The 18,425-nt window shown below is 38.7% G+C and carries 14 protein-coding genes, 2 tRNA genes, 1 pseudogene and 2 other annotated features; of the genes and pseudogenes, 7 read left to right on the forward strand and 10 right to left on the reverse strand.

The window, feature by feature from the left end; all coding sequences use genetic code 11:
* Positions 1–52 precede the first annotated feature (52 nt).
* Together KGF86_RS16770 and KGF86_RS16775 are read left to right on the forward strand one after the other, a co-directional pair.
* Positions 53–126 (forward strand) — tRNA-Ile (locus KGF86_RS16770).
* A 64-nt stretch (positions 127–190) separates the two neighbouring features.
* Positions 191–264: transfer RNA gene (locus KGF86_RS16775), tRNA-Arg, on the forward strand.
* Between the two features lie 300 nt (positions 265–564).
* Here KGF86_RS16775 and KGF86_RS16780 read toward each other — a convergent pair.
* From KGF86_RS16780 to KGF86_RS16795, 4 genes are all read right to left on the reverse strand, one after another.
* On the reverse strand, positions 565–714 hold the full coding sequence (locus KGF86_RS16780; RefSeq protein ID WP_186870660.1) for a hypothetical protein: 150 nt from the start codon (positions 712–714) through the stop codon (positions 565–567).
* 124 nt (positions 715–838) lie between these two features.
* Complete coding sequence (locus tag KGF86_RS16785) at positions 839–1,543, reverse strand: ABC transporter permease (RefSeq protein WP_211742516.1); 705 nt, start codon at positions 1,541–1,543, stop codon at positions 839–841.
* Complete coding sequence (locus tag KGF86_RS16790) at positions 1,536–2,246, reverse strand: ABC transporter ATP-binding protein (RefSeq protein WP_211742517.1); 711 nt, start codon at positions 2,244–2,246, stop codon at positions 1,536–1,538. The genes KGF86_RS16785 and KGF86_RS16790 overlap by 8 nt, the downstream gene beginning before the upstream one ends.
* A 69-nt stretch (positions 2,247–2,315) precedes the next feature.
* Positions 2,316–2,852 carry a helix-turn-helix transcriptional regulator gene (locus KGF86_RS16795; RefSeq protein WP_186870663.1) on the reverse strand — a complete coding sequence of 179 codons (537 nt, stop codon included), beginning with the start codon at positions 2,850–2,852 and terminating at the stop codon, positions 2,316–2,318.
* Positions 2,853–3,050: 198 nt separating this feature from the next.
* On the opposite strand from KGF86_RS16795, the gene KGF86_RS16800 reads away from it, so the two are divergent.
* Both KGF86_RS16800 and KGF86_RS16805 read left to right on the forward strand, forming a co-directional pair.
* Positions 3,051–4,322: a hypothetical protein gene (locus KGF86_RS16800; protein WP_211742518.1), complete on the forward strand. Its 1,272-nt coding sequence runs from the start codon at positions 3,051–3,053 to the stop codon at positions 4,320–4,322.
* A 90-nt stretch (positions 4,323–4,412) separates the two neighbouring features.
* A pseudogene (locus KGF86_RS16805) lies at positions 4,413–4,787 on the forward strand (calcium/proton exchanger); the annotation flags it as partial.
* Between the two features lie 102 nt (positions 4,788–4,889).
* On the opposite strand, the gene aroA reads toward KGF86_RS16805, so the two are convergent.
* From aroA to KGF86_RS16830, 5 genes are read right to left on the reverse strand one after another with little or no spacing between them, the layout of a single operon-like run.
* On the reverse strand, positions 4,890–6,182 hold the full coding sequence (gene aroA / locus KGF86_RS16810) for a 3-phosphoshikimate 1-carboxyvinyltransferase (RefSeq protein ID WP_211742520.1): 1,293 nt from the start codon (positions 6,180–6,182) through the stop codon (positions 4,890–4,892).
* A gap of 11 nt (positions 6,183–6,193) precedes the next feature.
* On the reverse strand, positions 6,194–7,297 hold the full coding sequence (locus tag KGF86_RS16815) for a prephenate dehydrogenase (protein WP_211742521.1): 1,104 nt from the start codon (positions 7,295–7,297) through the stop codon (positions 6,194–6,196).
* An 18-nt stretch (positions 7,298–7,315) separates the two neighbouring features.
* On the reverse strand, positions 7,316–8,407 hold the full coding sequence (gene hisC / locus KGF86_RS16820; protein ID WP_211742522.1) for a histidinol-phosphate transaminase: 1,092 nt from the start codon (positions 8,405–8,407) through the stop codon (positions 7,316–7,318).
* A 21-nt stretch (positions 8,408–8,428) separates the two neighbouring features.
* Positions 8,429–9,601 carry a chorismate synthase gene (gene aroC, locus KGF86_RS16825; RefSeq protein ID WP_211742523.1) on the reverse strand — a complete coding sequence of 391 codons (1,173 nt, stop codon included), beginning with the start codon at positions 9,599–9,601 and terminating at the stop codon, positions 8,429–8,431.
* A 14-nt stretch (positions 9,602–9,615) separates the two neighbouring features.
* A complete protein-coding gene (locus KGF86_RS16830) occupies positions 9,616–10,692 on the reverse strand; it encodes a bifunctional 3-deoxy-7-phosphoheptulonate synthase/chorismate mutase (RefSeq protein ID WP_186870670.1) in 1,077 nt (358 codons plus the stop codon).
* A gap of 74 nt (positions 10,693–10,766) precedes the next feature.
* Positions 10,767–10,983, reverse strand: a binding site (T-box leader).
* Between the two features lie 67 nt (positions 10,984–11,050).
* Positions 11,051–11,265: a binding site (T-box leader), on the reverse strand.
* A gap of 422 nt (positions 11,266–11,687) precedes the next feature.
* Between KGF86_RS16830 and KGF86_RS16835 the strand changes: the two genes are divergently transcribed.
* The gene (locus KGF86_RS16835) at positions 11,688–12,206 is read left to right on the forward strand and encodes an HD domain-containing protein (RefSeq protein ID WP_186870671.1); all 519 of its coding nucleotides are present in this window, start codon (positions 11,688–11,690) and stop codon (positions 12,204–12,206) included.
* A 127-nt stretch (positions 12,207–12,333) separates the two neighbouring features.
* Here KGF86_RS16835 and KGF86_RS16840 read toward each other — a convergent pair whose 3' ends face one another.
* Positions 12,334–12,540 carry a hypothetical protein gene (locus KGF86_RS16840; protein ID WP_186870672.1) on the reverse strand — a complete coding sequence of 69 codons (207 nt, stop codon included), beginning with the start codon at positions 12,538–12,540 and terminating at the stop codon, positions 12,334–12,336.
* A gap of 168 nt (positions 12,541–12,708) precedes the next feature.
* On the opposite strand from KGF86_RS16840, the gene KGF86_RS16845 reads away from it, so the two are divergent.
* Entirely contained in the window at positions 12,709–17,037 is a 4,329-nt protein-coding gene (locus tag KGF86_RS16845) for a 5'-nucleotidase C-terminal domain-containing protein (protein ID WP_211742524.1), read from the forward strand.
* A gap of 311 nt (positions 17,038–17,348) precedes the next feature.
* Positions 17,349–18,359 (forward strand): DUF1646 family protein, encoded by a 1,011-nt coding sequence (locus KGF86_RS16850; protein WP_211742525.1) that lies wholly within the window; start codon positions 17,349–17,351, stop codon positions 18,357–18,359.
* Positions 18,360–18,425: the final 66 nt, after the last annotated feature.

The following is an 18,425-nucleotide window of genomic DNA, read 5'->3' on the forward strand; positions in this document are numbered from 1 at the left end:
TTCCAAGCTGATGTCGAGGGTTCGATTCCCTTCACCCGCTCCATTAATTTATGGGCCTGTAGCTCAGCTGGTTAGAGCGCACGCCTGATAAGCGTGAGGTCGGTGGTTCGAGTCCACTCAGGCCCATTAGGCAAGTAAATTGATCGATCAACTTATACAGATTCCATACAATTGTATGTTGATATATTTTGCGCCCTTAGCTCAGCAGGATAGAGCAACAGCCTTCTAAGCTGTGGGTCAGAGGTTCGAATCCTCTAGGGCGCGTTGATAAAGGTACACACTAGGAAGGTCTTGCATATTATGAAGTCCTTCCTTTTCTCTGTGTTTTTATTCAATCTCCTAACATAAGTTCCCTTACTCAATGAATACAATATCCCCAATTATTGAACCTCATCACCATATCTTCATAAATAACACATCTATATAAAAAATCTAACTTTGAGAAGAACCACTCCAACACAAGCAACAACTAAATTCCTCTAATATTCAACCGAGGCTTAGCTATCCATTAGAATAAAAAAAGGGGAAAGAGAGCCTTAATCTCTTTTCCCCCGCTATTTTATTCTATAAGTCAAAGTATTTAAAGTTACGTTCTAGTTTCTTTTTATAACGCTCTAATCTCCGTATCTTTTTAAACGTAAGTAGAGAGCATATTGTAACAGCAATCAGTAACCATTCATGTGCTTCACGATTATTATCAATTATTCTTTCCATCGCAACCTCCTATAGTTCTGATTTATTACTTATTAGTATATAGGAATCAGAGCTTTTTTTAAAACTATATAAGAGTATTCGTTGTGATAAAAGGCGAGCTATGTTTGCATTTCGTAGTTAAAAACTATTGGACTCGAAACGTCATTTTAGAAAGGAAAAGAAAAAGTAATAAAAAAGCGAACAGAATGGCAATTGATAAGAAGTAAATAGAAACATGATTTTCTAAAATGGAGCGATAACCAGATTGTAGCCATTCTACAGGATTAATCCAACTAATCCATTGTACCCACTTAGGAGAATTGTCGAGATTGAAAAACACGCTACTACATAAAAAAAGTGGAATCATGACCAAATTAGTCGTGATACTTAATTGCCCTTCGTTTTTGGGAAAGCTAGAAAGGCAGAATCCAATTAGCGTGAATAAGGCTGAACCGACAAAGAAAAATGGAAGAAATAATAGAATCTGTAATACCGATAAGGTTAAATCAAATATACCATTTTCGATTATCAATAAAATATTTGAAACGGTACAGGCAATAATTGTTTGGCTAATGGTAATGCTGCTAAGATATTTCCATAAAGAGAATGGTGTAATGGTCAATAATTCATAAACCCCACGCTTTCTTTGGGCAAAGATGGCAAAGCTATTCGTTGTACAGCAATAAAAAAAGATACTTAATGTTAAAATGCCGAACAATAAATTGCCATTAACATTGATAGCCAAAAGAGACAAGGTAGTAAATATACCAATTGGTAGAAAAATAGACCAGAATAAGAGATAGTAATCTTTAATATCCTTACTAAGCGAAATTCCAATTATATTAAACATAATATTCCTCCTTTTTCATGAGATGATTAAATAGCTCTTCAAAATCCCCAACGTTGTATTTATTAAGTAATGTTTCAGGTTTTCCTTCTACTAACAATCTTCCTTTTCCCATAATGAAGATGCGGTCAGCCAAATTGCGAACTTCCAACATATCATGAGAAGAAAATAAGACACTTTTCCCTTTCGACTTTAGGTGGCGAATCATGTTTTGTACCTCGCGTTGTCCACTAGGATCTAGACCGGCAGAGGGTTCATCTAAAATAACAAAATCAGGGTCATGTAAGGTTGTAATACTAATGGCTAACCGTTTTTGTTGACCTAAGGAAAGCTTAGAAGCCAATGTGTTCTTTACATCCAATAGATTGTAGTCTCTTAATATTCGTTCCATCTTTTCAGTAGTAATCTTAGATTGATAAAAGGTATTGAAAAGCTTTAAGTTATTTATGACACTTAGGCCTTCAAAAAATGGTGTTGTTTGTAACTGAGCCCCTACCTTTTGGTTAAAGTCTTTTGTCCATCTCGTGATTCTTCCACTATCTGGTTTGCTGATACCTAATAGCATTCGAATCGTAGTCGTTTTCCCGGACCCATTGGCCCCGAGTAATGCAACGACTTCATTTGCGTGAATTGAAAAATTCAATCCACTGATTACTTTTCTACCTTTAAAGCTCTTTTCAACATTGATAAATTTGATCAATTCCATACACATTCTCCTTTGTATATTCAACTTTGACTATGTGGGTAAAAATCAAAGCCATTGCTAGTGGATTTGTTATTTCTGCTTTATGATGGAAATAGTAGCTTCGATAAGCCGAAGCTGTGATTCAATCATTTCAAACATATGCTCAAATACAATACGAGTTAATGGGGGAATTTCACCCTGTAGAGCTTTTTCTTTTGCTTTTAAACCTGTTTTTACAGCTTGTGATTCAAGCAATAATTTTTCTTTATTCTTAGTTAAGTGATCAATTGCTTCTTCTTTAGGTAGTTGATCAGCCAATGATATTCCGGAATATAAATCAGTCGGATAATAGACCTTGGCGTTTCCAAGGCATTCTAGTGCTAACTCTCTTTGAAATGCTTCACCACTTGCGGTGATTTTATAAATAGCCTTTTGCCGATGTCCATTGCTTTCGATACTGGCTATTTCAATGTATCCCTCTTTTTCAAGCTTTTTAAGAGCATTGTAGATGGAACCGGGCAAAACACCAGCCCATCTTGGGGAATCGTTTAGTTCAAGCATAGATTTAATTTCATAACCAGACATTGGCTGGATACTAAGCATAGCTAATACTAATAATTTTGTCACAGTAATACTCCTTTGATTATTCAACGTTGAATATATAAGTAAATATAATAGGTAATGGCTGGATTGTCAATAGGTAAGTAATAAAGTGGTGTAAGTCAGGGAGAAGAAGTATAGAGAGGAATATGCAATGTTCTTTTTCAATTATATTAAGTTAAATGCTAGAATGTATTTAACAATCATTAAATATGAGGGTGGAAAATGAGAAAATTAATGAAATATAGATTCATCGTTATCATCGCACTAGTTGTTATCTTAGCTGGATGTACAACAAAGGAATCAGGAAATAATGATGATTTATCCAAAGAAGATTTAGATACGGAGCCGGAAGAATATATTCCGAGTGAAACAGATGTGGTATTTAAGCATAATGCTTTACGAAATGTAGAGCTACTGGAAGAATTTATTGAAACTGCTGGTGGAAACGGAGAAGACAATGAAAGCAATATTAGAATCATAAAGTATGAGCCACAAGGAGCTCTTATTTACGATTTACAATCAAGATATGATGATAATGCCAATCAATCTTGGATTGAGGTTAAACCAGATCTAAGCTATTTCAATACATCGGAAGTGCCTGTACAGGACGTGTTTTATAATGCTCCAGAGCAATGTTGGTATATGTCAAAGGATACAGAAAAAGGGTATTACAAATTTCATGAATGTAGGACACATTGGGAATATTACTTGTTTCCAATCGTTAGCAATACCTTATCGTATGAGGAGCTAATAAATCCCGTTGAGGAAGAGAAATATGAAATCATGAACGGGAAATATTATGATTTGGAAGATATTACGCTTGAGCTATTCACATCAAAAAGAGATGCTGAAAAATGGAAAGAATATGATGAAAAGGACAAGCTAGATAAGCGGGATAATTTAACATCGGATAATGCGTTAAACTTGATTGCAGGAAATGTAGATCTAACCAACATTTTAGGAAATGAAGTACTTGTTACGTCTTGTGAGGATGGATTATGTGACATATACTCGGAGCAATCACACTTATTAAGGGGATTTGTTGTTCCAGAGATTAGAATAAACAAGTATTCAGCAAGGGAGGATTCCGAAAACGAACCAGAATATGAAGTGAATATAGATAAAGAAATATTCTGGGGAAAGATTAAACGACAACTAGAAAGTCTTCTGGCTGAATCTGAAGAGCTTATTATTATGTATGAGAATGGTGTCTATAAAGAAGGTAATCAAGATGATGCTAAGTTGTTATACAATAAAGTTAATGGAAGGGTAAATATTCTAAGACATACTTTGCCTCCTGATGTTAAAGAAACAGTAGCTGAATATTATCAAATCTTGATGGCTACAGAATATTTATTTAATAGTCTTTACCAGGCACAAAGTTATATTGAACGAGGGCAAGAAAAGGATTTAAGGGTGTTGGTAAAGGAGGAAATTATCCCATTAAGGGAGGAACTACAGGTGGTGTGGGACGCAGTGAACATTCCTAGGTAAACATTCGTTATTAAATCAAGTAATCAGTAAAAATGAATCGCCTTGTTATCTAAAAATAATACTTCTCGAGTGCGGATAATCTAACATGGGACATTCGACATTGTTGGAGAATCATTTGGGTGGTTTGAATTATTTATTGGTATTATCATGGTAGCGATTGTTAGGAAGGCTGCAGAACATGCTTCCACGTAAGTAATAGCAAATTAAAATAACATGGATGTAGCCGTAGAAATTTCGATAGGATATACACTACAAGTCGAAATGTGTGTTTTACCTGTCCTTGTGCTACTATCGCTACTATTTCCTACATTCATGCCACTTGTATTTACCTGGCCAGAATTAATTAGTATGGTAAAGCGGTACTTAACAATTGTAATAACCAATGATGGTGATATAAATTGGTTTGAAGGAGCTATTTTACTCCCTGCTTATTTGGTTATGGGCATTGGGGTGTATTTTTTATAGAAGATGAATGGAGAAAGGGACTTTAGTCTCCTTTCTATAAGGAAAGGAGCTTTGCCCCATTCTATATTAACCCGTATGGATTCATAGCAGGAGGGACAGAGTTTAGTGTCCCGCTAGTTCACTTAGACTCCCAAAAAAACCAGGATAAGAAACATCTATCGCCGTACTGTTTTCCAGGATAGTCTCTCCCTCTGCAATCGTACCGGCAATTGCTAACATCATTCCAATTCGGTGATCCCCGTGGCTATTTACAATGGCACCTTTCAGTTTAGTGTTACCATGAATGATCATGCCATCTTCTGTTGTTTCAATATGTGCTCCCATCTTACTCAGTTCTTGTGCTACGATGTCAATGCGATTTGTTTCCTTTACCTTGAGTTCTGCGGCATCTTTAATGACAGTGGTTCCTTCTGCTTGTGTAGCAGCTAGGGCGATAATCGGAATTTCATCAATTAGTCTAGGGATAATTTCTCCGCCGATTTCTACTCCGTGTAGGGAGGAGGCTTTCACTTGTATGTCTGCGTATGGCTCCATTGCTTCTTCGTTTTGATTTAAAGTAGTTAAGGTGGCACCCATGTTCAACAGGACATCGATGATTCCAGTTCGGGTAGGATTGATTCCGACATGGTGTAAGGTAATCTGACTTTGAGGAACAATGGCTCCAGCCACTAAAAAGAATGCAGCAGATGAGATATCACCTGGGACTTCGATGCTAGTCGCAGTTAAGTGTTGTTTCCCCTCAATCGATACGTTATTTCCTGACCTGTTTATGGATACTCCGAATGCATGCAGCATTCTTTCCGTATGATCACGTGTACGTTCGGGTTCGATAACGGTTGTCGTTCCGTCCGCTAATAATCCAGCTAGTAATATGGCGGATTTTACTTGGGCACTGGCAACTGGTAATTCATATTGAATCCCATGTAAATTTTGTCCTCGTACGGTTAGTGGTGTATACATTCCACCTTGTCTACCGTCAATATTTGCTCCCATTAAACGTAGTGGGTCGACTATTCGCTTCATCGGTCTTTTGGCAATGGATGCATCCCCTTGGATACAGGAATAAAATCCAAGTCCTGCAAGAATTCCGGACAGAAGTCGAATGGTAGTACCAGAGTTTCCGACATCGAGTACTTCCTTCGGTTCCTGTAGGTGTTCGATTCCGAGCCCGTTAATTTCTACTTGGGTTTCATTCTGGACAATATCAACACCTAGTTGTCTAAAACAGGAAATCGTATTTAAGCAGTCTTCACCAGGAAGGAAGCCTGTTACACTTGTTTTACCCTTCGCTAATGCGCCAAACATAATCGCTCTATGGGAGATGGATTTATCTCCTGGTATATGAATAGTTCCAGAAAGACCGTGTTCCAATTTGCTTAATTTTTTTCTTGTCATGTTTATCCTCCTTAGGCCGTTTCACAGGTTTTATAGTTATGATAGGTTAGGAGCGTTTGTGCTTTACTGCGGTCGTCATGCTTTGAAAAGTTAATTTGTAAAACACCAAGCAGTCCCTTTCTATTTTCCATAATGTGCAGGTTCGTAATGCTTATCCCATGCTCAGCAAGTAATGTCGTGACTTTTGCAATGGCTCCAGGGACATCAAGGACATCAACATATAAATCATAATACGCAGGGATGGCGCCTTTAGAACGAACTGGAAGAGAATCACGGTATTCCTTTGCATCTGCAAAGAAGTGAGAAATGGCTAGGTCATCGCCTCTTTCTAACACTTGCTGGAACTTCTCGATTTCCTCTGTCCACTTGTTTAATAATCTTAATAAATTGCTGCGATTATGAAATACAATATCCTTCCACATCTGTGGATTACTGGATGCGATTCGTGTAATATCTCGAAAACCTCCAGCGGCTAGCATTTTAATCAGAGGGTTTCTTTCATCCTCTTTTCTGGCGAGATTAACCAAACCAGATGCAATAATATGTGGAAGGTGGCTGATAACGCCGGTAACATAGTCATGTTCTTCTGTGTCTACTACTAGGAATTTTGCATTCGTTCCACGGAGCCATTGCTTTAGCTCATCTACTCGAGTGAGAGAATGGTTATAAGGGGTGAGAACGTAATAGGCATTTTCGAATAGGTGATCCTTAGCGCTTTCTACCCCGGATTTATGTGAGCCTGCCATCGGATGTCCGCCGATGAAGGTTACGTTGGTATCATGCCATAGCTGTTCTGCAAGTTTCATTATGCCAATCTTCGTACTACCAGTATCGGTTATGATGACATCATTCTTTAATTCGATCTGTGACAATTGCTTCATTACTTTCTCCATTTGTAAAACAGGAGTAGACAGGATGATGACGTCCGCTATTTCTGCACCTTCACGTAGAGAAGTAGCTTCTTCGTCAATTACATGTAGCGACTTAGCTGTAGTTAGTTCATTAGTATTTACATCATAACCATAGATTCGTGCTTCTGGATGCTGTTTTTTTATTGCAAGGGCTAAAGATCCACCAATTAGCCCTAGTCCTACAATTAATATTTTACCATGCATGCTAATACCTCCTGTTGTTTATGGCCTAACTTTTTCGGTAATTAGTTCTTGTAATGCATTTCTTACCTTCTCGTTTTGCTCTTTTTTGCCAATGGTGATGCGGACGGAGGTTGGAAATCCTAATGATTTCCCAGAACGTACAATAAGTCCTTTGGTTAATAAATATTCCGCCACTTCATCAGCATCTCGTTTTACGTTAATTAAGATGAAATTCCCTTGTGAAGGAAAGTAAGGTAGACTATGTTCCTCGCAAAAGCCATAATACTGTTGTAACTCAGCTGTATTATGCGCTCGGCAAGATTGTACGAAATCCTGGTCTGAGAGAGCGGTTGTTGCTGCAAGTTGACCTAAGACGTTTGTGTTGAACGGAAGACGTACAGGCTCTAAGCACTGAATAGTAGTGCTAGTGGAAATACCGTATCCAATCCGAAAGCTTGCAAGACCGTAAATCTTAGAAAAAGTTCGCATGATAATCAAGTTCGAAAATTGTTGTGTAAGTGAAAGGGAATTAGATGGCTCGGTCACATATTCCTGATATGCTTCATCGAGGACAACTAAAACATCGCTTGGAACCTGTATTAAAAATCGGCGAATTTCTTCTTCCGGGATATATGTCCCAGTTGGGTTATTCGGATTACACAGCCACACAATTGCGGTTTGATCATCCATTTTAGTGAGCATCGTATTCAAATCATGGAATCCATTGACTAGCTCCACTTCACGTACTTCGGCACCTTCAATAATAGCGGCATGCTTATACTGTGGAAAGGTGCAAGCAGCCATCACCGTATTCTTTCCAGGCTCTAGCATGGCACGTGAAATGATTTGAATTAATTCATCGGTACCGTTCGTAATGAGGAGCTGATTTTCCTCTACATGTAAATGGGAGGCTAGTGTCGTTTTTAAGTTCGCTGCGCTTCCATCTGGGTAAAAGGTATAGGATGAATCCCCATTTAGTAATGCTTGATCGACACTTGGTGAATAGCCATACGGGTTTTCATTGGAAGCTAGTTTGATGATTTCTTCAAGGTGGTACTGTTTTTTCACCGATTCAATGGACTTACCGGGTTGATATGCGCGTAACGGTAGAATTTGCTTTTTCCATTTCATGACGAGTCCTCCTAAGGTAGGTTAAAATGTTTTGGCATAGTTCCGCTGTTCTGCCACAGCTTGTTTTAATGCATCCATACGATCACTAGTAAATTGCTCGGTAATAGCTGCAGCAAGTTCCCAGGCCACTACTGCTTCGGCAACAACACTTGCGGCAGGAACAGCACAGCTATCAGATCGTTCAATACTTGCTGTAAACGGTTTTTTTGTCTCGATATCAACACTTTGAAGCGGCTTGTATAAGGTAGGGATTGGCTTCATAACGCCTCTGACAACAATAGGCATTCCAGTCGACATTCCACCTTCAAAACCACCTAATCGATTCGTGTTTCGAACATAGCCGGTTTCTTCATTCCAAAGAATTTCATCATGCACCTGACTGCCAGGCTTTCTAGCCATCTCAAATCCTAAACCAAATTCTACCCCTTTAAATGCGTTGATACTGACAATGGCTGCTGCTAGCTTGGAATCGAGCTTCCGGTCGTAATGTACATAGCTGCCAACCCCTGGTGGCATTCCTTCGACTACTATTTCTACGACTCCCCCGATGGAATCCCCATTTTTCTTTGCTACATCAATTGCTTTCATCATTTGCTGTTCTTTAGTTTGATCAAAACAGCGCACTGGGGAAATCTCTGTGCGTTGCTTCAAATCGGTAATATCATGGAAATCCCGATCTTTTGCTTGGATTCCGCCGATTTCAATGACATGGGCTGTTATGTCGATGCCAAGGAGATAGAGGAGTTTTTTCGCAACGGCTCCTGCTGCGACTCGAACCGTAGTTTCACGGGCAGATGAGCGTTCTAGTACATTACGCATGTCGCGATGACCATATTTAATCCCGCCAACTAGATCCGCATGGCCTGGGCGAGGGCGAGTGACTTTACGTCTAATGCCACTTGCCTCTTCTTCTTCAATGAGTTCGATTCCCATTACGTCCGTCCAGTGTTTCCAGTCGTTATTCTCCACGACTAGTGCAAGGGGGGAGCCGAGTGTATATCCATGCCGAACTCCACCTGCAATTGTCACCTGATCTTTTTCAATTTGCATTCTTTTTCCACGGCCATAGCCTTTTTGTCGATTTGCTAGCTCACGGTTAATATCACTGGCAGTTAGCTCCATTCCGGCAGGTAGCCCTTCAATAATGGTAGTTAGCTGTGGTCCGTGAGATTCTCCTGCTGTTAAAAATCGCATATTCATGTTCCTCCTTAGGATAGTTTTTCTTTGAATGCTTTTAGTCCGTCCATGAACTCATGGAATTCAGGAATATTCATTTGCTGCTGCGCATCCGATAGGGCGACAGTAGGGTCCGGATGAACTTCTGCCATAATCGCATCGGCTCCAATAGCTAGAGCTGCTTTTGCAGTTGGGAATAGTAAATCCTTTCTACCAGTTGAATGGGTAACATCGACAACAACCGGTAAATGTGTTTCCTTTTTCAAAATAGGTACAGCAGAAATATCTAACGTATTGCGCGTTGCTTTCTCATAAGTGCGAATTCCGCGCTCACATAGAATGACTTGATCATTTCCTTGGGCGAGAATGTATTCTGCTGCATTGATGAATTCCTCTATGGTTGCGGCTAGTCCTCGTTTTAGCAGAATCGGCTTGTTGAATCTTCCGACTGTTTTTAATAGCTCAAAGTTCTGCATGTTACGAGCACCAATTTGAATCACATCCGTGTATTGTAAAGCAACTTCTACATCATGTGGGGTTAGGATTTCACTAATAATAGACATTCCCACTTCATCCGCTACTTGACGTAAAATCTGTAACCCTTCCATACCAAGTCCTTGAAAATCGTATGGCGAGGTACGTGGTTTAAATGCGCCACCTCGCATCAGTGTAAGACCTTGAGCTTTCATCGCTAATGCGACAGCTTTGACTTGCTCATAGCTTTCTACCGCACACGGTCCCATGATGAAATGCTGTTCTCCACTGCCAAGCTTGGTACCATTTATCTCGACAATGGTGTCGTTAGGATGTGCCTTTCTTGATACTAATAATGCTTTGTTCTGTTCGTCCTCTTGAAGCTCTAAGCTAGCTTTGAATATTTCCTTGAAGATATGTTTTATGGTGGATGCTTCAAAAGGTCCTTCATGGTGTTCCATAATTAAATCTAGTGCTTGCCTTTCACGAACCGGATCGAATCGTACGACTCCTTGCTTTTCTTTGTATTCGCCAATTTGTTGCACGATACGCCCACGTTGATTTAATAAAGCGAGTATTTTTACGTTCACCTCATCGATTTGATTACGTAGCTCACTTAATTCATTGACCATCATTTTTCTATTCCTCCTGTGTGTAAATAGTATTGTTCATGCAAAAAAATCGTCCCTGTCGTTTATGTATAATAAACGACAGGGACGATTCTCATCGCGGTACCACCCTAATTGCGAACTAGTTATAGCTCACCTCTTGATTATGTTTAACGATCAATGACCGTCTTTCTCGAATTCACTCGAGAAAGAAGCTCGGGGATTGTAATTCATGCTTATCTATGACTGATTTCCACCAATCATCAGCTCTCTGGACAGGGAGATAAGACACTACTGCGATCCTTTCTTTGCTTTTGTGTTATTTAATTTTGAAGTAGGGTAGACTTATTTATAGGAAAATAAAAAGTCCCTACTGAGGTTAATCAGTAGGGACGAATATATTCGCGGTACCACCCTAGTTGTGAAAAAAGATTTTCACCACTCTAATCGGTTAACGATCAATGACCGTCCTTCTCGAATTTACTCGAGAAAGAAGCTCCGGGATTGTAATTCATGCTTATCTATGACTGATTCACACCACCATCAGCTCTCTGGGACAGGGAGATAAAACACTACTAAGGGTCCTTTCGTAGCCTTTCTATTTATGAAAATGTTATTTGCTTCTTCAATGTTATAGTTTCACATTATATGTAACATGGAGAAGTCTGTCAACAAGTTTTTTTGATTTTGAATGAAGCGTTAGGTTTTACGGCTTACATGGGATTGTTAAAATTATGCGATCGAAAGCAACGAGATTAAAGGAAAATAGGCGATTGTTTATTTGGATGGAAACTATCGATTTATTAATTTTAATGTAGTTGTTCAAGTAGTCTGTAGACTTAGTGCAAAATGGTTTGGAAGAACGGAATGATTAATAGACTACTACAATCCAATTACTATAGTCTTAGCATCAAATGAAGTTCTAAATGGTAATAGTCAAAGGAGACTAATTAATAGTTGCTTAATACGCATAATAATGATAACATATCGATAATTTACCATAAAAAAGGAGGCGCTTTTTGATGAGGACTGTCACATTATCCGATATTTACAATCATCCGATTACCCAAAAGTATGTTAGACGTTCCGGGATGGCACATGCGATATCTGTCGCTTATCATGCGTTTCATATCGGACAAGAATATGAGGTGAATCTAGATTGGGCAGCTAAGGCTGGATTCTTGCATGATATTGGTCATTATGAATGGTATCGTGACGGAGAATGGGACTACCAGCTTTATCAGGATTATGATATTCACCCGATTAAAGGTGCCGAACGTGCGCATAAGTTATTAGTACGTCTAGGTGAGGATAAACAAGTAGCGAAGGAGATTGCACATGCTATTTTATTTCATACGGATTCCGCTCTACCAAAAGGGCAATTTGAATTTACTCCTCTGCAAAAAGTGGTTCATTTAGCAGATGAAAAGGATAAACAGCCTGGCAATTTACATCATTATCGAAATATTGATCAAAAGAAAGAACGTTCATTAATTCAAGAGCTTGATAAAAAAATAGACGAGTGGAACGACCCGGCTTGACTCCTCTATTTAATAGTTTTTTAGAATCTAATCCACAGGAAAACAATTCATTTCACAACAGGCATCCATCCTAAAGGCATATGTCCCATAGTTGATGGGACAGCAAACCTTTCCCTCATAGCCCCTCTTATCCCTGTTTCTTGCTTTCTACATAATATGTCCATCCTTCTGCAACGGCTCCATTGACATCGGTAACATTTCCTTCTTGGTCTTTTATAACGGCTTCGTCTTTAACTACGGCATTGTATAATAGTGGATCAGCTTTTAATAATGCATGTTTTAATGTTGCTCCTTTAAATAAAGATATGGTTTTCTTATTAATGGTTACGTTCATCGGGCACCCTCCTAAACATGTACATTCTTCTTATAATTATACAACAATGTTTGGATTTGAATGAAAGTTTTACAAAAAATTAATGTCGGATTATTAAAAATTATGTAAAATGGTAGAAGATAATAGATTATTCTATTATGAATATAGCGCGAAAAAGGAGAGAAGTAGATGGGAAGCAGAAGAAAAATGCAAAGAACTTGGATGAGCTTTGTAGCTTTTGTCATGTTAGTTTATACCATGTTGGGACCGATTGCCTCCGTCTCAGCGGCAGAAACTTCAGAAGACAATTTAGTAGAATTGACAGTATTACATACAAATGACCTTCACGCGAAGATTAATGATTTTGGAAAAATTGCTGCGTACATAAAGGCAGAGAGAGAAGCGGCAGAAAACTCTCTATATTTAGATGCTGGGGATATATTTAGTGGGAACCCAGTAGTTGACCTCCAGTATGGTGTTCCAATTGTTGACCTATTAAATGATATAGGTGTTCAAGCGATGGCAATTGGTAACCATGATTTTGATTATGGACAAGCGGAAACAGTTAAGCGTATTAACGAATCTAACTTTCCATGGTTGAGCGCTAACACGGTCGTAAGTGCTGATACGGAAGTAGATTTTCCACAGCCAAATCCGTATCATATTTTTGATGTGAATGGATTAAAGGTTGGCGTGGTTTCGGTTACAGAGACACCTCCATCTACTGCTCCTGCTAATGTAGTAGGGATTAGTTTTGAAGATCCAATTGAAACGATGAAGCAATATGCGTACTTAAAAGACGAAACAGATGTACTAATAGCCTTAACACATATGGGCTATTCAGAGGATCAAAAGTTAGCACGGGAAGTAGACTTCTTCGATGTTATTATCGGGGGTCATTCCCATACAACGTTAAACCAACCAAATGTAGTTAATGGTACACCAATCGTACAAACAGGCGCGAATGGAGAGAATGTAGGTAATCTAACCATTACATTTAACCAAGCTACTAAGGAAGTAGAATCAGTAACTGGTAAATTACAAAAGGTTAGTAGTTTAACAGAAGTAGATAGTGAGATTCAGGCTAAAGTTGATCATTACAATGCTGAAATGGACGAGCTTTTGTCTGAAGAAATTGGTTATACTGAAACGGGATTGACCAGAAGTGGAAATCGTGATTCGTCATTAGGAAATTTTTGGACGGATGCGATGCGTTATAAAACTGAAGCAGATGTTGCGCTAACCAATGGTGGTGGTATCCGAGCGAACATTGCTGCGGGTCCAATTACAGTAAATGATATTTATACCATTGAGCCATTTGCTAATGAAATAATGAAATATAAAATGACAGGTGCAGCACTGAAGGAAGTTATCAAGTATTCCTATGAGCGCCGTAACTCTATTGATTTACAAACGTCTGGCCTACACTATAAGATTATCACCAATAATACCGGAAAATATATAGATTCGGAATTAGTAGTAAACGGTGAGCCATTAGAAGATAATAAAACTTATATTGTTGCAGTTGGAGATTATATCGGTACAGGTGGAAGTGGATATAATTTTGAAGGCGAAGTATTAGAAGCGTTATCTGGTACAATGACCGATGCTATGATTACTTATGCGAAGCATCTGACTGAAAACGGCGTGAAAATAAATTATACGAATAACCAACGTATTTCAATCGAAGTCTCTAATGATGCACCAATTGTAGGGAATGAGATTGGATCGACAAACAATGGTCTATCTTCTGATAATAAAGCATTAGGAGACGCAGGATTAGGAAACTTATATACCGATTCTGTTCGGGCTATTACAGATGCTGATTTTGCTTTCCTTAACGGTTCATCTGTATCAGGGAATATTCCAGCAGGTGTTATTACCGATGGACAAATAGAATACCTTGATAGCTTTGGGAATAAAATCGTTGTCGTAAAGACGAACCTAAATAAGCTAAAAGATGTCATTTTAACACAATCTAATTATCATAATAGTGTAGATCTACAAGTGTCTGGATTACACTATGAATTGATAAAAGAGAATAATGTTTTTACTGATGTTGTATTCTCAACACTAGAAGGTAATCCTTTAGATGAGGAAAAGGAATATGTTGTAGCTTACAATGATTATATGCATGGAAGCAGTTTTTATAATCTAGGGGATGAAACAGTCGGTGAGTATGAGGAAGTTTGGAAAGCGGTAGTGGCCTATGTGTCTAATCATAATGGTCCGATTGATTATGAGGAAGGTTCTCGTATTACGATTCAGGATAATACGGAAATCGTACCACCAGGGGAAAGAGATTATATTACAGTAGCTGAAGCAATTGCCAATAATACCGGAACAAACACGGTACAGGGTTATATTGTCGGAACCATGACAGGGAATTTCGATGGTAATTTCGCTAATACAAACTTAATGTTAGCTGATTCACCAAATGAACGTGATATGAATAAAATTCTTCCTGTTCAATTACCAAACAACTTTATTCGTACAGACTTAAATCTAGCAGATAATCCTGATAATTTAGGGAAATTGATTCATATTACTGGGTCGTTAGAAGCGTACTTTTCAAAGCCTGGTCTAAAATCCCCTACTGCATATGAGTTTGTCGAGGAAGTAGAAGTTCCAGAAGAACCAACCCCAGAAGAGCCAAGTGAGCCGATGGATATTGCTGCAGCTCGTCAAGTAGAAAATGGTGAAAAAGTTACAATTGAAGGTACTGTAACAACAAAAACTGGTAACTGGGGCAGCAAAGGTTTCTATGTACAGGATGAAACAGCAGGGATTTATGTCTTCCAAAATAATATCGACCTTGAAGCAGGAGATGTTGTTCGTTTAACAGGTGAAAAGGGTGTTTATTCTGGAGAAATTCAAATTTCAGCAGTAACAAACATTGAAAAGCTAGGAAATAGTGCTGTACCGGCAGCTAAAAAGGTTACGCCATCTGAAATCTCTAAAGAGAATGAAGCACAACTTGTACAGGTTGAAGGTGCTGTAATTTCTGAATTAGAGAAAGTAAATGATTACGGAACGTTTGAATTTATAGCTACAGTAGGTGGCGAGAGTGTACTAGTACGTGTTGATAACCGTACAGGTCTATTATTTGATGATTTTGCATTTGATAATGGAGATCAAGTAAATGTGACTGGTATCTCTAGTCAATTCAACGGTACTATTCAACTAAAACCACGTGGTGTAAATGACATTGTAGTATATGAGGAAGAGCCGGTAGTAGAACCACCAATTGAAGAAGAACCAGGAGAAGAGAACCCAGGGGAAGAAACTCCAATTGAAGAAGAACCAGGGGAAGAGACCCCAGGAGAAGAAACTCCAATTGAAGAAGAACCAGGGGAAGAGACCCCAGGAGAAGAAACTCCAATTGAAGAAGAGCCAGGAGAAGAGACCCCAGGGGAAGAAACGCCAATTGAAGAAGAGCCAGGAGAAGAGACCCCAGGGGAAGAAACGCCAATTGAAGAAGAGCCAGGGGAAGAGACCCCAGGAGAAGAAACACCAATTGAAGAAGAGCCAGGGGAAGAGACCCCAGGAGAAGAAACGCCAATTGAAGAAGAACCAGGGGAAGAAACCCCAGGAGAAGAAACGCCAATTGAAGAAGAGCCAGGAGAAGAGATCCCAGGAGAAGAAACGCCAATTGAAGAAGAACCAGGGGAAGAAACCCCAGGAGAAGAAACGCCAATTGAAGAACAGCCAGGAGAAGAGGCACCAAAACAGGACCGTGTCGATGCTAAGATTATTATCTCAGATCAGACTGTAGCAATTGCAGATGAATCTATTGCATTGCTAGAAGAAAACGGGATTATTTCTGTTGACCTTTCGAAAGTTCAAGGGAATAAAGTACAATTAGATTTGACAAGTGAGCAATTAGCTAGCCTACTTGAAAAGAATGCAACAATTGAAGTAGTTAGAGGGAAAGAGGTAAGCTTGCAAATCCCAGCATCACTCTTTGCAGACCGTCATGAATTATCAATCGTGCTAGAAAAGCTTTCCATAGAGAACCCTATTAGTCCAGTATATGACTTTACCATTTTGGACGGGGAAACTATTATTTCCGAATTTACTGGAGAAGGTATCACATTACAATTTGCTGTTAATGTTGATGGTGTAACCGATATAAATGCACTGGGTGTATACTTCTTAAACGATCAAGGTGAATGGGAACTTATTGGTGGAGAATATCGAGATGGTTATGTTATAGCTACAACAAAGCATTTCAGTACTTTTACAGTATTAGAGGCTGACGATAATGGCAAAGAAGACCCGCAAACACCAGGTGATCAAAATGGAAATAACGATTCCGATAAAGACAAAGACAAAGATAAAGACAAGGATTCCGACAAAACACCTGGACCTGGTAATAACAAAGACAATAAGAATGAAGAAGGCAAAAAACTACCAAAAACAGCTAGTTCCATGTATAACTGGCTTATGGTAGGATTCCTATTCATACTACTAGGTGGTGCAGTTTGGTACATGCAACGTAAGAGAATGGTGGAATAATAGGATAACACAACAGAATTCCTGTATAATCCAGCTAGGAATCGATTGTCACTGCTTATAATTTATACGAATAATTTCGACCATTATCGGGTCCTACTAGCTAGCATTTTTAAACAGGCGATAACTTTCAAATGATTTAGAACAAAAGAGACAATCTAAACGAGAGTCTCTTTTGTTCTTTTTTGTAGGAAACATTCCTGAAATGTAGAACCACTAATTATCAAGTTTCAGATAAATGAATAATGAATAGGTAAAAGTAATATGTATAGGAAGTAGACAAGTTTATTACCACTGAAAAGGAGATTTTTAAATTGACGGTCGTTCTACTTCTTATCTTAGTACTCGTACTGCTCTTGCCATTCTTTATGAAATCGATTGAGCGTAATTTAGAAGTATTTTTATTGGTAATGGGGACCATAGCAGCGATTAGTAGTGGTGTGTTAGACATAGCACTGTTGATGAAGGCAATTCAAAATCCTATCAAAATAACACTGGTGGTTTTGGTTGCAAGCATATTATTTAAATGGTTGAGGCAGCCAATTCAGACAGGAGTATCTAGCGTAGTTCGAAAACTAGATATGAATGTTTTTCTAACCTTAATGATTGTCGTGCTGGGGATATTATCTAGCGTTATAACGGCCATCGTTGCTGCTATTGTATTAGTATTTATCATTAGTATGTTACGAATTGATCGGGATACACTGGTGCGTACGACGATATTAGCTTGTTTTTCCATTGCGTTTGGTTCTGTATTAACACCTGTTGGGGAGCCGTTAGCAACGATTACGACGAGTAAGTTAAATCAAGACTTTTTCTTCCTGTTTCATCTGATTGGTTTAGAAGCCATTGTTGGGGTATTAGGAATTGGGATTTTTTCGCTATTTTTCCTTCGACCGAAGCATACGGAGGGGAAGGAACAGCCGGGTCAGGTAGAACGTTATGGGGAAATTCTATCTCGAACTGTGAAAATCTATTTTTTTGTTATGGCATTAACTTTACTCGGTTCCAGTTATGGTGAGCTTGTTGAACGTTATTTGTTAGATTTAAATACGGGTGTATTGTACTGGGTTAATATGGTGTCAGCAGTACTAGATAATGCGACATTAGCTGCTGCGGAGATTAGTCCAGCTATGCAAATAGAAACAATCCGATTCATTTTGCTTAGCTTAATCATAAGTGGTGGGATGTTGATTCCGGGTAATATTCCTAATATCATAGCAGCGAATAAATTAGGTATTACTAGTAAGGAATGGGCACGATATGGCATTCCAATGGGGTTAATTATCATGATATTAGGGTTTGGATATCTTATTATTATGTGATGGAAAAGGTCATCGACAATATTCTTAGGGTGATGTCGATATTTCCCGGGAAATGAAAGAACTCTT

Origin of the sequence: Ornithinibacillus massiliensis, assembly GCF_018310345.1 — a bacterium.
Taxonomy (GTDB): domain Bacteria; phylum Bacillota; class Bacilli; order Bacillales; family Amphibacillaceae; genus Ornithinibacillus; species Ornithinibacillus massiliensis.